The sequence below is a fragment of the Chryseobacterium taiwanense genome (assembly GCF_000813825.1).
GTDB classification, from domain to species: Bacteria; Bacteroidota; Bacteroidia; order Flavobacteriales; family Weeksellaceae; genus Chryseobacterium; species Chryseobacterium taiwanense.
Map to the genome: position 1 here is coordinate 1 of NZ_JWTA01000015.1, position 15683 is coordinate 15683.

At 32.6% G+C, this 15683-nt stretch carries 15 protein-coding genes; 14 read left to right on the plus strand and 1 reads right to left on the minus strand.

Annotated features, from left to right (window positions below; genetic code table 11):
* From RM51_RS19530 to RM51_RS19175, 4 genes are all read left to right on the plus strand, one after another.
* A partial coding sequence (locus RM51_RS19530) for an XRE family transcriptional regulator (RefSeq protein ID WP_039371140.1) occupies positions 1-682 on the plus strand: 682 nt, incomplete at its 5' end.
* Positions 683-775: 93 nt separating this feature from the next.
* A complete protein-coding gene (locus RM51_RS14595) occupies positions 776-988 on the plus strand; it encodes a hypothetical protein (RefSeq protein ID WP_039371143.1) in 213 nt (70 codons plus the stop codon).
* A gap of 557 nt (positions 989-1545) precedes the next feature.
* Positions 1546-1782, plus strand: coding sequence for a hypothetical protein (locus tag RM51_RS14600; RefSeq protein ID WP_039371146.1), 237 nt, complete (start codon positions 1546-1548; stop codon positions 1780-1782).
* Positions 1783-2088: 306 nt separating this feature from the next.
* Positions 2089-2967 (plus strand): HNH endonuclease, encoded by an 879-nt coding sequence (locus RM51_RS19175; protein ID WP_052248521.1) that lies wholly within the window; start codon positions 2089-2091, stop codon positions 2965-2967.
* 36 nt (positions 2968-3003) lie between these two features.
* Here the strand turns inward: RM51_RS19175 and RM51_RS14610 are convergent, their stop codons facing one another.
* Entirely contained in the window at positions 3004-3900 is an 897-nt protein-coding gene (locus RM51_RS14610; RefSeq protein WP_039371147.1) for a helix-turn-helix domain-containing protein, read from the minus strand.
* Between the two features lie 162 nt (positions 3901-4062).
* Here RM51_RS14610 and RM51_RS14615 point away from each other — a divergent pair, with 162 nt between their 5' ends.
* The 10 genes from RM51_RS14615 to RM51_RS19600 all read left to right on the plus strand — a co-directional run bounded on the left by RM51_RS14615 (position 4063) and on the right by RM51_RS19600 (position 15668).
* Entirely contained in the window at positions 4063-4824 is a 762-nt protein-coding gene (locus RM51_RS14615; RefSeq protein ID WP_039371151.1) for an SDR family NAD(P)-dependent oxidoreductase, read from the plus strand.
* A gap of 504 nt (positions 4825-5328) precedes the next feature.
* On the plus strand, positions 5329-6375 hold the full coding sequence (locus tag RM51_RS14620) for an aldo/keto reductase (RefSeq protein WP_084111156.1): 1047 nt from the start codon (positions 5329-5331) through the stop codon (positions 6373-6375).
* Between the two features lie 38 nt (positions 6376-6413).
* Entirely contained in the window at positions 6414-7253 is an 840-nt protein-coding gene (locus RM51_RS14625) for an aldo/keto reductase (protein ID WP_039371154.1), read from the plus strand.
* 77 nt (positions 7254-7330) lie between these two features.
* On the plus strand, positions 7331-7528 hold the full coding sequence (locus RM51_RS14630; RefSeq protein ID WP_165585011.1) for a hypothetical protein: 198 nt from the start codon (positions 7331-7333) through the stop codon (positions 7526-7528).
* Between the two features lie 547 nt (positions 7529-8075).
* Complete coding sequence (locus tag RM51_RS14635; RefSeq protein WP_039371160.1) at positions 8076-8303, plus strand: hypothetical protein; 228 nt, start codon at positions 8076-8078, stop codon at positions 8301-8303.
* A 388-nt stretch (positions 8304-8691) separates the two neighbouring features.
* Positions 8692-9195 (plus strand): M15 family metallopeptidase, encoded by a 504-nt coding sequence (locus tag RM51_RS14640; RefSeq protein WP_039371163.1) that lies wholly within the window; start codon positions 8692-8694, stop codon positions 9193-9195.
* A gap of 39 nt (positions 9196-9234) precedes the next feature.
* The gene (locus RM51_RS14645) at positions 9235-9930 is read left to right on the plus strand and encodes a hypothetical protein (RefSeq protein WP_039371165.1); all 696 of its coding nucleotides are present in this window, start codon (positions 9235-9237) and stop codon (positions 9928-9930) included.
* Positions 9931-10046: 116 nt separating this feature from the next.
* On the plus strand, positions 10047-11084 hold the full coding sequence (locus tag RM51_RS14650) for a patatin-like phospholipase family protein (protein ID WP_039371168.1): 1038 nt from the start codon (positions 10047-10049) through the stop codon (positions 11082-11084).
* Between the two features lie 413 nt (positions 11085-11497).
* On the plus strand, positions 11498-11743 hold the full coding sequence (locus RM51_RS19415; protein ID WP_131667080.1) for a hypothetical protein: 246 nt from the start codon (positions 11498-11500) through the stop codon (positions 11741-11743).
* Between the two features lie 298 nt (positions 11744-12041).
* Entirely contained in the window at positions 12042-15668 is a 3627-nt protein-coding gene (locus RM51_RS19600) for a hypothetical protein (RefSeq protein ID WP_185095012.1), read from the plus strand.
* Positions 15669-15683: the final 15 nt, after the last annotated feature.

A 15683-nucleotide genomic window follows, 5' to 3' on the forward strand; every position in this document is an offset into this window, starting at 1 on the left:
TCGTTATTCCAAATATGAGGACGGACGTTCTGAGGCTCCTTACGAGCTACTCATTAGAATTTCAAAATATTTCAATTTGAGTATTGATTTACTTCTCACGGTAGATATCAGAAAGTATCCTTTGGAAGATATATTAAAACTTCCGGATAACAGAATTGTATTACCAGTTGTAGTAGACCAATTGGGTAATAACAGTATTGAAATTGTTCCGCAAAAAGCTTCTATGGGTTATTTATCGGGGTATAGTGACCCTGAATATATTGAAAGCTTACAGAGAATTTCTTTACCTTTTTTAACCAATGGTAAATACAGAGCATTCCCGGCTCAAGGAGATTCTATGCCACCATTTAAAGATGGTTCGTATATTATTGGAAAATATCTTGAAAACATTAATGATCTGAAACCAAATAAAAGTTATGTTTTTGTTACGTTAAATGATGGTATTTCTTATAAAAGACTTACTTCCAGAAATAAGAAATCAATAACTATAACCGCTGATAACTCATTCTATAAACCTTATGAAATTCCATTGGGAGAAATCGTTGAAATATGGCAGTATGCTTCAGGAATTTTTCCTCAAGATTTTGAACCCGATAATTTTGAAAACTATAACTTGAAGGATATGTTTTTAGTTTTAAGAAAGGATATTGAGCTGTTAAATGATAAACTATCAAAAAAGTAATTATATTTTACTGTGGTTACATGTCAAAATGGCACACTAAAATTTTGGATAAATTTTTGCATATTTTTTATTTAATTATTAATAACAATTATTATGGACGAACAAACAGCAAATGAACTAAGAGAATTATTAAACAGTGTAAGCGATGATACATCTTTGCAAGAATCAAAGGATATAATTGATACTTTACATACAGGTAATAACCCAATTTGGATTCAAGTTAATGGAGGTTTTGCTAAAACCAAAATTGACGAACACAAGGTAAAGATTCAAAATTTAATTGATAAACTAAATCAGATTCTTTAGCAATAACATTTAAACGTTCACTAAAAGATCAGAACTAAAATTGTGTTCGAAAATCGCTTCTGTTTTTTTATTTTGCTAATGGCTACCAGTTCCGGAATGGATATGTTCTTTCCGGAACGATTTTAACGAACTAAAATCAGATCACCTGAATTAATTTAAAAACAGCTCTTCTAAAATAGAAAAACTGTTTTTTGTTACTTTTTTGCCTCAATATCTATTGTGAATCCATTAAGGAAGTTGAAATTAAAAGATCCATTAAATCTTTTGCTCCTAATAATTCCTAGACAAAATAATGCTATCGTATATATTAATACTACTGTAAATGAATCCATAATCTTAAATATTTAATTTTAACGAACTTTCAACTTTTGAAAGTTTTCGTATTTTTTAGTTCCACAAATTTTATTAGAATTTTAAAATTTTCAATTATCTATTTTGACATTAATTATTCTATATTCTTTATATAGCACCATTTTGTTAACAGCACCTTATGATGGTCCTTTTTATTTAAAAAAAATTTTCACATTAAAAACATAATAATAATAATAATAATAATAATGAGTACTAATAACGTTTCAATTGGAAAAACTACTGATTCTTTCGAAGATCTTCAAATCTTAAGTCAAAAAGAGGCTGAAAAAATTGCCAAAACACTTGATATTAAAGAAGGAGAAAAACTCAATTTTGGATTTTGGACTTCCGATTTTCCAGAATTAATTTGCGTAGCTGTATTTGGCAAAAATGAAGTAGGTAACGTAGAATTCGAACTTGATTTTGAACAAACAACACTATAACTAATCTCAAAATACGATTCGATGAAAAATAAAAATCTACTCTATATAACATCTTTTCTATTCTTAATAGTGTTTCTTTTGTGTTTTATTTTAATACAGATAGAAGTGAGAAATACATATATTGATATTATTTACTCAGCGGTTATCTTATCAACTATGGTTACTAGTGTAGCTTTATTTTTTTATCTAATACTAATACTAAAGCTAAAAGATAAATCTAAAAAAATGATCAAATGCAAGAAAAGCAAATACTTATAGATTATTTATATCAAAATACGATTTAAAAAAACAACCTATTATAATACTATGGATAAATCAGACGATTTCTTCTTAACTTGGGGAAAGAAAATAGATTGGAATAAAAGAGTTACTTCGGTCTGTAAACCTTGTTGGGAACTAAAATATTGTCCCTACGGTCCATTAGTTGAAGATTTTCCTATTCAAACTGAAAATGACGAAAAAAGTTGTCGGATTTTCGGACATGACTGTCCGGTTTTTTATGTTGCGGAACCATTTACGGAAACAAAAGAATTAAGAAGAATTTCCCGGACCATTCCAAGAACTATTCAATTTAAAGTCTTAAAAAGAGAAAATCAAATTTGTCGTAGTTGTGGAAATGCAGTTTTAGATGAAAATATTCATTTTGACCATATAATCCCGTGGTCTAAAGGTGGGGCAACAGAAGAACATAATATTAGATTATTGTGCTCAAAATGCAATCAGAAACGCAGTAATAATTTTGAAGAAGAATATCTTGTAAAAGATTTCAAAGAACTCATGGGAGAACCTTACGATGTTGATATTGTCGAATTTTTCACAATGGCAATAAGTTATGGTCACGAATTCAAAAAATTAAATAATGAAAATCCAACGGCAAAAGATTATGCTGAAAGATTTGCAAATGGAGACGTTTCATTGTTTGAAGAACATATTGCAACAATTTATAGCGAATTAAGTGCATTTTTTAATTCCAAAAAGCCCGCAGAACTAAATCAAAATGAATTTGAATTATTAAAAGAAAGATGGGGATTTGCTGATTCAGAAATCTATTATCTTAAAGACATGTGCGAAGTTTATGAAATTGAAATAGAAAAAGGAGTAGAAATAGAAAAAACGTTATTCAAAAGAATTGGAATTCGCGTAAAAGATCGCAGAACAGATTTGAAAAAATGGTCGAAATATTAGATATAACTAAGTCTCACAAAACGATGTTTTGAGCCATTAAACTTCCATTCGATATTCATTCGGGGTTTTTCCAGTCTTTTGCTTGAATAATTTTGAAAAATGGGAAGGACTTTTAAACCCCAATTCATAGGCAATCTCTCCCAAAGATTTTGAAGGATCGGCTACTTTGTTTTTTGCAACATTTATAATCGTATTTTGAATGTACTCGTGGGCTGTTTTTCCAGTTTCTTTCTTAATCAAATCACCAAAATAATTAGGTGATAAAAATAATTCTGATGCACAATAATTTACTGTTGGTAAACCTAAATCGGTGGGTAGTTCAGACTGATAATAATTTCTTACTAATTCTTCAAAACGTTCAAGGATACCATAGTTCATTTTCTCTCTGGTTATAAACTGCCGATCGTAAAAACGGATACAGTAACTCAATAACAGTTCGATAGCAGAGATGATTACTCTTTTGCTATGCTGATCAATAGGTCTTTCAATTTCTGATTTTATCCTAGCAAAGCAATCAAGTATATCGGTTTGCTCTTTTTCGGACATATAAAGTGCCTCTTTCATTGCGTAATTGAAAAAAGTGTATTCGTGAAAGTTTTTGAGTAGTGAGGTTCTGTGCAGAAAATCTGGATGAAATGCCAATGCATAGCCTTTGGGTTGGTGTAGTTCTTCCGTTTCCTCTAAACGAATTACCTGTCCTGGAGAGAAAAATAAAAGGGCTCCTTCATTATAATCGTACGAACTTCTGCCGTATTCTATTTCACCGCAGTACTTGTCTTTAAAAACAATAATATACAAGCCAACATTTAATTGAGTATAACAATTCAGCGGTCCTTGCGATAAATCTACAATACTCACCAAAGGATTCATAGTGGTTTGACCTCCGTATTTATTGTAACTATCAACCGTATCAAAGTTCACTGTGTTATTCATTACATTTCTATTTCTTAATAGCAAATTTATTCAAATTATTATAATGTGAAACAGAATGTTAGCTATTTCCGTAAAATGTAACAGTATATCTGTAATTGGTATAAGTAGCTCTACTTTTAAGCTGATAATTTTGTAAAAACAAAAAAATTAAAACAATCAAAAATGGAAATATCATTCAAAAATAAAGTGGCATTAGTTACTGGTGCAGCTTCAGGGTTAGGGTTAGAAACAGCGACACAATTTGCAGAGTCAGGTGCTTCTGTGGTGTTGTCTGATTTCAATCAGCAAGCATTAGATGAAGCAGTGAAATTGCTTTCAGATAAAGGGTATAATGTGATAGGTATTAAATGCGATGTAAGCAACGAAGCTGAAGTAAAAAGTATGCTGGAAAAGGTAGTTCAAAAATTTGGAAAGTTGGATGTTGCTTACAATAATGCTGGTATGCACGTTGCCGTAGCTGAAACAGCCGATGCCTTATCTGAAGATTTCGACAGAGCAATCGCTGTAAATCTAAAAGGTATATGGCTTTGTATGAAATATGAATTACAAGTAATGCGTCAACAGGGTTCTGGTTCTATTGTTAACTGCTCTTCGCAAAGTGGAATTGTGGGAACTGCCAATTTGGGCGCTTACACTGCTGCCAAACACGGTGTTGTAGGACTAACCAAAGCAACAGCGCTAGAATATGCTCCCAAAGGAATTCGTGTGAACTGCATTTGTCCGGGAACTACCAATACGCCAATGGTTGCGAATGCCGTGGCTGATCATCCCGAACATATGGATGCTATCATTAGTAGTATTCCAAGAGGGAGAATGGGAAAATCTGAAGAGTTAGCTTCCACTGTACTTTGGTTATCAAGTGAAGCCGCTGGATTTATGATTGGCCAAGCCGTAGTGCCTGATGGAGGATACACCATTAAATAGAACTTTAAAACACCTAATCAAAGTAGTTATGAAATCAAAATTTTTAAAGATGACTGCTATGATATTGCAGTTAACAACCCTGAATTTCTATGCTTAATCATAAACTGACAATCAAAATTTTTCAGTGGAAAGCATTCTAAAATGTGCAAAAATAAAAAAAAGTAAGGTTGAACTTGAGGAACAAAGAGCTGTTCATATTGAGTTTCTTAATAATAAAGGATATTTAAGTTTTCTGCCGATAATAATGATCAAATCAAGGCGATTTTAGCAGAAATTTTCAAACATTATCAAAGTAATTGTGTTAAGAATACAAATCTCACTCATCTTCCAAATTGTTCTTGGGAAGTTATTACTATTGCTCATCCATCAACTGCAATATATCGTTATTGTAAGCTCAATGATCATATGATGTATTGGTAGACTTGCGAATGCACAACTTGTTATGCTAACAATTCTCCTGTTAAACAATAACCTAATATTTACACAAATACAAAATATAATATTATGACTAATCGAAGAGATTTTATCAAAAAAGCAGGACTAGCATCTGGTGCTTTAGCTGTATCAAGTGTTGCTTCTGCAGGTTCAATTTTAAATAGTACTGCTATGAATGTAAACCAAAATGCGGACATAGTACCCGCAAAAAGTCCAACCATAAAGCTTAATAACGGAGTTGAAATGCCAGTTTTGGGTGTTGGGTCTTTTGCTTTACCTACGATTCAGGCGGCAGATGACATTGCTTTCGCATTACAAAATGGATATCGTTTGGTGGATACTGCCACCAATTATGGAAACGAAAAAGAAGTAGGTGAGGGAATAAAACGAAGCGGAGTAAAACGCTCCGAATTATTTGTCACTACTAAATTGTGGATTGAAGATTTCGGTTACGACAATGCTATAAAAGGATTTGAAAATAGTTTAAAATTGTTAGGATTGGATTATATCGATTTATATATTTTGCATTGGCCGGTACCAACAGATTTTGACAAAACGGTACAAGCTTACAAAGCTTTGGAAAAATTATATGTTGATAAAAAAATCCGTGCCATCGGTGTTAGCAACTTCACTATTGAGCATCTTGAAAATCTAATGAAGCAAACTTCTGTTGTACCAGCAATTAATCAAGTGGAACTACATCCTTATCTTATTCAAAAAGACTTGAGAGGCTTCCATAAAAATCACGGAATTGTAACGGAATGTTGGGGACCAATAGGTGGTGAGCTTACAAATAGTGCAAGTAATCCAACAGCACCTATTAGACTTTTACAAGATTATACAATCGTCAAGCTCGCAGAAAAGTACAAAAAAGTAACGGCTCAGATTGTTCTTAGATGGCATGTTCAAAACGGAATGATTGCTATTCCTAAATCGCAACATTACGAACGTCTGCTATACAACATCGATATCTTTGACTTTGAGTTAACTGCTGATGACATGGCGGCAATCGACAATCTAAATAAAAATTTACACGGCGGACCATTGCCTAATCTTTTTGATGTAGCGGCCTTTAAAAAAATTATAGCAGGTAGAAAAACGAAAATACAAGCTTAGAGATATCATTTTATTCATTAAAATAACAAAATAAAGAAATGGAATTTATAAAATTAAATAATGGCGTAGAAATGCCTATGCTTGGTTTTGGTGTTTACCAAATGAATGACCTGGCTGAATGTGAAAAGAGCGTAGAAGAAGCTATTAAAGCAGGCTATCGCCTAATTGATACCGCTTCAAAATATGGAAATGAAGTAGCTGTTGGAAAAGGTATTAAAAACAGCGGTGTAGCTCGTGAAAAACTTTTCATAACGACAAAACTTTGGCTGCAAGATGCCGGCTATGAAAATACAAAAAAAGCATTCGAAATATCTCTTAAGAATTTAGGGTTGGATTATTTAGACCTTTATCTGATTCACCAACCTTTCAATGATGTGTATGGTTCTTGGAGAGCTATGGAAGAATTGTACAAAAAAGGGGAAATCCGTGCTATTGGTGTGAGTAATTTTCGCCCGGACAGAGCGATGGATTTTATGCTATACAATGAAATTAAACCGGCTGTTAACCAAATTGAGACACATCCCTTTAATCAGCAGATTGAGAACAACAGATTTTTATCAGAAAATGGCATATTGCACCAATCGTGGTCACCATTTGGTCAAGGAGTATTGAACGTTTTTAATAATGACGTATTAAAAGACATTGCTAGTAAATACAATAAATCGGTAGCGCAGGTAGTGTTGCGTTGGCTTATTCAGAGAGGTATTGTGGTCATTCCAAAGTCTGTTCATGTAGAGCGTATCAAAGAAAACATTAATGTTTTTGATTTCAAATTGGACGATTCCGATATGGACATAATAAAATCTATTGACACGGGAAAAAGTACATTTAAAAACCATACAGAACCGGAAGTGGTAAAATGGTTTAGTGAATTATAAGGATAAAAATATGTAATTTAGAAAAAAGGATTTAAAGGTAAGTACAGTTGATTATTGCTGGTTTAATTTCATTGGCCTTGATATTTTACGGCAATGACTTTATTTCGCCGATACTAGGAGCAAGAAAAAAAGAATATATTGCAGAAAATCAAAGTGCAGAGGATGTTATTCTTACTGATGGTGAATTTAAAAATATGCAGCAAGAATTGGATAAAATCACCATTTACGATAACCGAACGGATGAGGATATTGCTAAGGAGAGAAGTAAGAGCTGATTTTTATAATCAGCTCTTAAATTTTAACCTAAACTATGGGTACAGAATTTACAAATGCCACGAAGTCTTGTAATTACTCTAACCTTTTAGTCTTATAACCAGAAACCAATTTAGTTTTTGTACCCTTGGGTACTTGGATGGAGCACGAATTTTCCTGGCGTTTTACTTATGCCACTGTTGTCATTTTAGGATTGCTCACTTGTTTCCCTATTATATAATATGTTACCACATATTGAGAATAATACAAATGGAAGCATTAAAAGTGAATTGTTCATTTTCAAGTCAGTAAAAGTTTGGTTGTCACTATTGATTATTTTTATTGGAACTGGCGGACTATTCGCCTAGATTACCTATATATCTCCTTTAAAAGTATCATATCATACTTGATGATTCTAGTAGAAATCGGAATGTTTGTTAGTAATTTTTGGAGCAAAACTAAGTGATCTTAAGCATCTTTTTATTTTCGAAGAATTATTATACTTCATTATTCTTAACATTTTGTGCGTGAACCCTCTCCGTATCAGTAGCCGATCCCATTCAGATATTGATGATCCGCAGTGCTAAAAATGCCGAAATCCTTGGAGAATCTTTAACTCAGGTAGGATTTAATATTGATAATTCTTTAGGTGCTGTTTTAGGAGGTATTCCAATATCAATGGGATTTGATTATCAATCAGCAGCACTTGTGGGAAGTTTTTTAGCAAGTTTCGAGAATTGTTTCGCTTTGGCTTTTAGATATTTTGAAAGAAAAATCTTAAAAAAAGTCAAAATGTAAATAAAAACCATATCGAATACTGAATGTTTGATGTGTGTCAATCAACAAAAGAATACGTACTACATTATTATCAAAACATTTTTATCAAAATTAAAACTGTTAATCAGAAAATTAGCAGCCAAATCCTTATTTACTTTTGATAAACAATAACTTTCGATAACAGGAAACAAAGAAATTGTTGCAATCTACTAAAGCATACATGATTCAAAAAACGGAACATTTCAATACACAAAATTATAACTTTTAAAGCAGAATAGTATAATTATTTAAAATTTTAAAACTAAATTAAACAACTGATTTACAAAAGATTAATTTATTTTAAATACGTCAAGTTTTGTCGCCTCTCAAGTTTAATTTTGTCTTCCAAAAACGCTAAAAAATTGATACTATGGATAAAGTAACGATACAGAGAATTGAAAAACTTCACCCTTTGGTAAGAGAGGAAGTCAAGCAGATTATTCAGGAATGTGATAAAGCATTAACCGGAAGAGCAAAAGTGAGAATTACACAAGGATTAAGGAGTTTTGAAGAACAGGAAAAACTCTATGCCATCGGAAGAATTACCTCAGGAAAAAAAGTAACCAATGCCAAAGCGGGACAAAGCATCCACAATTACGGGCTTGCAGTCGATATCTGTATGATGATTGACGGGAAAACCGCAAGTTGGGACACGGTAAAAGACTGGGACAACGATAAAGTCGCAGATTGGTACGAGTGTGTGAAAATTTTCGCAAAACACGGTTGGGATTGGGGTGGAAACTGGAAGACTTTTAAAGATCTCCCCCACTTTGAAAAGAAGAATATCCCAACTAAGAAAGGCTTGGTGAAAACGAGCTGGAGAGCGTTGTTGAAAATGAAAATGGATAAGGATGGATATGTGATTTTACCATAATCAAAAAAGAATAAATTTGTAGTTAAATGTCACAATCTGATGATAGCGATTCTCATATTATACATACTTCCTTTTTATTACATTCTAAATAAATGGATTATTCCCAAAAGAAAACAATCCTTAAAAATAGGAGTTAGTATCATTTTATTTATATCTGTAATATTTTGTTATGGTTATAAAATCCCTTGGGTTGATAAATATCCGGAAATAGCAAATCTTCCAGACCACACTAATAAGAAAGAGATTACTATAAAAAAAATCAAAGAACTTAAAAACTTCACAAAAAAGGATTTTGATAAATTCCCTATTTCAATTATTGATTACCAATGTATGGATTGTAATATTCAGAATAAATTGTATTCAAAAAATCTTAAAAATATAGCTTTAGATAATCAACAGGTAATTAGTAATCATTTTAATTTTGATAATCCTATTGTTAATGGACTAAAAGGAATTGGTAATGGTGGTAGTAACTCAAGATTCCCTGATGAAACTCCAAGTTGGAACTCATCTTTTTATCAAAAAACTAAAGATTACTTTAAAGTAAAAATTGGAACAAAAGAAACCATTTTTAAAGGAATTAATAATATGGAATATTATTACCAACTAAACAATCCAAAATCAGATAAAGATACTCTCTACTTTATTGAGTTAAATACTTTATATAAAGCCTATGTAATTTATTTTTTAATACGACAAGTTCTGTCGCCTTCTCAGGTTATCTTTATTGTATAGAAAAACACTAAAAACTTTATTATGACAAGTTAAAACCAATAGTCATTTTTCTGAAAACTATTGGTTTTACTTGTCTAAAGTTGAAAAGTATTTCTTAAAAAAAGTAAAAGAAACATATGAAAAAGACAACCATTCTTTCTTTGGACGGAGGCGGAATCAGAGGAATCATCACCTGTATTATTCTACGCTACATCGAAGAGCAGCTTCAGCTTCATGATCAGCCGAATGCGAGACTTGGTGATTATTTCGATCTTGTGGCAGGAAGCAGTACAGGAGGATTGATTGCATCCATTATTCTCTGTCCTGATGAACACCGAAAGGCAAAATATTCAATCCAAAAAGGATTAGAATTATATGCTGAAAAAGGGGGAGACATATTTCAGGTGTCTTTTTGGGAACGTTTGGTAAATCCCTTCGGATTGCTAAATGAAAAGATCTCTCAGGAAGCTCTTGAAAAAAATTTGAATGATTTTTTCGGAAATTTAGAACTTAAAGAATTGATAAAACCATGCTTAATAACCAGTTACGACATCGAAAACAGAAGAGCCAAACTATTTAACTCATGGAATGCTCATTTAAGCGCCGATAACTTTTATGTAAAAGATGTATGTAGAGCTACTTCTGCAGCGCCTACTTACTTTACACCAGTTCAGATCAAATCGATGTACGGACAGATCTTCAGTTTAATTGATGGCGGAATGTTCGCCAATAACCCTGCTCTGTGCGCCTATGCTGAAGCAAGAAAAATTCCTTTTGCCGAAGTGCTCAAAAATCATCAGAAAGCTAATCATCCGAGTGTAAATGATATGATTGTCGTTTCTATCGGGACAGGAATTGAAGCAAGACCTTATTCTTTCAAAAAATTGGAAAAAGCAGGAAAAATAGGCTGGGTAAATCCTATTATTGACATTTTAATGTCTGCAAATGCGGAAACTGTAGATTATCAGCTTGGTCAAATGTTTCAGACATTGGGATTGAGAAATCAGAAAAATTATTATCGACTAAATCCTTCGTTGAAAAATGCTTCTCCCGCAATGGATAATGTAAGAAGATCTAATATTGAGAACTTAATACAGGCCGGATTAAGCTATATTGATGATAACAGAGAGGTATTGAACCAAATTGTACAGAAATTGATAAAAAACAAAATATAAGCTATTTAACTTATAAAATAATAATATAAGCTATTTTGATTATATTTAAATATATAAAGTCAAGTAAGAATTTAAATGAATAACAATATGAAAGCAACATTAGCGTCAGTTTTTATGAGCATACTATTTTTCATTTTTGGTTGGTTTATTTTTTACTTTTTATTTGATTATTTTAATCCTCCTATCACAAAAGACGGACATAAATATATGCCAATTGGAAATGTTTTTAATTCCGGAATTACATCATTTATTGTCTCTATTTTATTTTTCTTTCTGATTAGAAAGTACTTAAAAAGGAAATGATTTTTTTTCTAAAATATTTTAATCACGTCAAGTTTTGTCGCCCCTCACTCCTACCTTTGGAATATAAATAAAACACAAAAAATAATCCTTAAAAACTAAAAAATAACTTTTTGAATTCAACATTCCAAAATGCTGAACAGCCAAAATTCTGTTCGAATCTCAACCGAAGCACCAAGACACAAAGCATGGAAACATCAAAACACAATCCAAATATAACCTTCGATGAAGATCTCTATACTATTGAATGGAGCGATATCGAAAATACAGAGATAGACTACGACAATTATCTCAACGACATTGAAAATTTCTTCCGGGAAGATTTTGAGAAAGATACCCTTGAAGAAGATAGTTATTAATTGTCTCTTGTTTTTAACATAGTTCTGGAACTTCCAGTCATTGCTTTTAAAGCATCTATAAAACACAAATCCATTACATAATATCTCAAAAAACCTTTGAATTCACCATTCACAAAATGCTGGACAGCCAGAACTATGTCTAAAAACTAAGACCCAATACATAAAACAATGAAACAAAAAATGTAAACAAAAAGGTGGAATACTTTGCTGGAAAACCACTAAAAAAACTAGCAAAACAGAAGCTATTCTAATAAAAAGAAGCTTCAACATTTAACTTTTAAAACCCAAAAATTACAAAATGGCAGAAAATGAAACTCCTGCAACGCCAATTGCAGAAAACACACCAACACAAACATTATTTAGATTCGTAAGCTTGAGAAGCCCTCAACTTTCTGATGACAAAGATCAGGACAAAAGATTTATTTTAATTCCTGATGTTTTAAAAACCGACAATCATTTTTATATCCCCGTTACTACAGGAACCGGAACAAAAAAAGAACTTTTAAAAGGATCTGCTGAAAATTATTCCACAAGCACTCAATGTATCACCGATGTAAATTATCTAAAAAATGACTTTAGTGATCTTTATAATTTCGCAACATGGTTAGCCAGAAATAAGAGTACTTGCACTTATACAGAATTTCTTGTTAAGAAAGAGGAAATATTCCCTCCTATTTATGCACTTCCCGAACTCATTCAATTATGGAATAACTTAATTTATCAGGTTGTTGCTCAGAAAGATTTCTACATTAAGGAAGTCGTTATGCAAATGCTTTTCGCTATGCACAATTTATCTGTAACGAATGAAGAAGATTTCAAATTAGCAATAGCTGCAAGAATTGTACTTCCAAAAGAATTAATGTTAGATGAGAACCCTTCTTTATCTCAAATCACATCAAGAATTGCCGATAATGCTGTAAGAGAGAGCTTCCCAACCGAGGAAATGAAGCAACAACAGGAAATTTCTACAGCAAAAATAAAACTTAACCGAATTGAGAGTTTAAAGAAAAACCTTATTGTAGTTGAAAAGCAGTATAATAAGGAATATCAGGCAGAATATAAAATTCAAAACACAGCTCATCAGGCAACGATTGAACCTCTTATTCAGGAATATAATGAAGCCGTTGAAGCTGCAAGAACAGAATATTGTGAAGTAAGACCTTCGGAAACAGAATATAATCCGGAAGATCCTTGCCAACAACCGAGAGCAATCCCATTTCCGAAACTTCCTGATTTTGAATTTAATTTCAGAGATGAGGTAGCTGCAGAGACTCTGGTTGATTCATTAAAATCGGAAAATCTTGACGCGTTACTGGATGTTTTAGGTCATAAATTTGAACAAACGGAAACGCTTTCCGAGCGCTCTTCAGAACAAGATATTGCTGATCTTGAAGCATCATTGGAAGGTAGAAATACATTTGCGGAAGTCACTTCAGCGATCAATGAAGCTGAAGAAAGGCTTAATACCGTAATTCTTGAAAATACACAAGGGAATGAAGAAACCTATACCAGTATTGGAGGTATAATCGTTCCTGTTGCCAGAACAATTTCAGTTCCTTTTACTTATCAGGTTTGTGCAAAGTATGTTTATAAAGGATATACTCAAAATTTAGCCTTAACAGTACCGGATTTATCATGGGATGTAAGCTACATTTCTTATAATTTGATTCCTAATAATTCACCAACAAGTATTGACAGTGATTATTTTGTAAAATCAAGAACAGGAAATACAATTTTCTTAAATGATCTGCATTACCCCGGAGTAGATTTTTATAGCATTCAGGATGCTTCGTTGAGAGTAAAGATTGTCTTTTCAAATGGAAGAATAACTGAAATTTTCGTTCCCGGAATTCAAGCAAGAACATGTAGTTCAGGTTCATTTGAATTGGAAGTTGAGGAAGGTCAACCACCTGTAGTTATTGAGGATGAAGATAATTTTATTCCATCTGGATTTGGCTTCAAAAATATTGGGGTTGCAGATTATTTAAAAGTCGAACAAAGTACTCATGCTTATGTTGAAGGGGAAGTAGCGCACATCGAAAATGTAATGGCCAGAGAATATCGTGAGAAATCTACCAGAAGGTTAAGAAGAAGTGAAAATACTACAACTTCATCTACCGATACTGAAAGAGAACAACTTACTGATACAACAACTGCAAATCGTTTTGAAATGCAGAATGAGATTTCTAAAATGATGCAAGAGTCTACCGATATTGGTATTTCAGCAAATGCTCACTTAGGATTTACCAGCAATTACACATTAGACTTAGGAGCGAATTACGCAAATCATAAGTCTAAAGAAGAAAGCACTAGACAAGCAACAACACAAGCTCAAGACATAACCTCAAGAGCAATGGATAGAATTGTCACAAAAGTTCATGAAGAAAGAATTGAAAAAATCATTGATGAATTTGAAGAAACAAACTCTCATGGTCTAGATAACAGAAAAGGAGATAAACATGTTGTAGGTGTTTACAGATGGGTTGATAAATTGATGAAAAATCAAATTTATAACTATGGGAAACGTATGATGTTTGAATTCATGGTTCCAGAACCTGCCAAACTACACTTGCTAGGAATGACGAATATTAAGAGCGCAGATCAAACAGATTTAATACTTCCGGAAGACCCTAGAACATCCACAACAATGCAGATGAAAGACTTCTCTGTATTAGGAACCTTAAATGGGGATAATATTGTTAAATATTGGGCAGGAAAATATAATGTTGAATTAGATCAAAAACCAGATCAAACTATTTTTGTTTCACATTCATTCTCAGACAGGAACCAAGGATTTGATGATAATGGAACGGGAAGATGGACTGGTGTTTATAACAATAACGATTTTAAAATCCCTGAAAACTATGAAGCTATTTTTGTAAAAGGAACTTTAAATGTTGGAAGAGGGACATATAACAATGGAAGTATGAATCCAGTTTCTCATGTATATATATGTGGAACAGAATCCGGGGGAAATGTTTCAATGCCTCTAAGTTCAGTTAGAGAAAAAATTACAATTTCTTCGGTAACATGGGATATCAAAGGAATCTCTGGATCCCTTGTTGCCACATGCCAACTTAATCAAGAATCTAAAATTGCGTGGCAGCAAAAGGTATTTAAAGCAATTATCGACGCATATGAGGAAGCCTTAGTAGACTATAATAATAAACTTGCAGAAGAACAAAGCAAAGCCGTAGAAATCAAAGACTCAAACCCGAATTTCTACAGACAGATTGAGAATACCGTATTGCGTAAAAATTGTATTTCCTACATGGCAGACAGAGCAACTGATTCTACACATGGTTATGGTTTATCAGGATTAACACAAGGAAGTACTTTTAAAGACTATGAAACAACTCTCTCCTCAAAATTAGATAAATACACGGCTTTTGTAAAGTTTATGGAACAGGCTTTCGAATGGGATAATCTTTCTTATTATCTGTATCCTTATTATTGGGGGAATAGACAAAACTGGACAGATCTTTATCAGTCTGAAAATACAGATCCTTTATTCAGAGCTTTCATGCAAAGTGGAATGGCAAGAGTAATTGTAACAGTTCGTCCGGGATTTGAGGATGTTGTACAATTCTACTTAGCAACCGGAAAAATCTGGAATGGTGGTGAAGTTCCTGTAATTGGTGATGATCTTTATCTGTCACTTGTTGATGAAATGAAACAACCAAAAGGAGAAAAACAAGGAAAAGCATGGTTAACAAGACTTCCTACAACCTTGAATATCCTTCAGGCAGAAAGTATCGGATTGAAAGTCGCCCATGCATTACCATTTACAACTGAAAATCCAGATGATTTTGAAGTCCCTTCTGAAGTAATCACTGAAGAAAAATTCAATTTTGAAACCAATGATCATCTTCTTGGTATCCAATCTGAGACTAGTGAAAGCGTCATTACAGGAGACTGGGTTTAACTAAAAAAAACAATA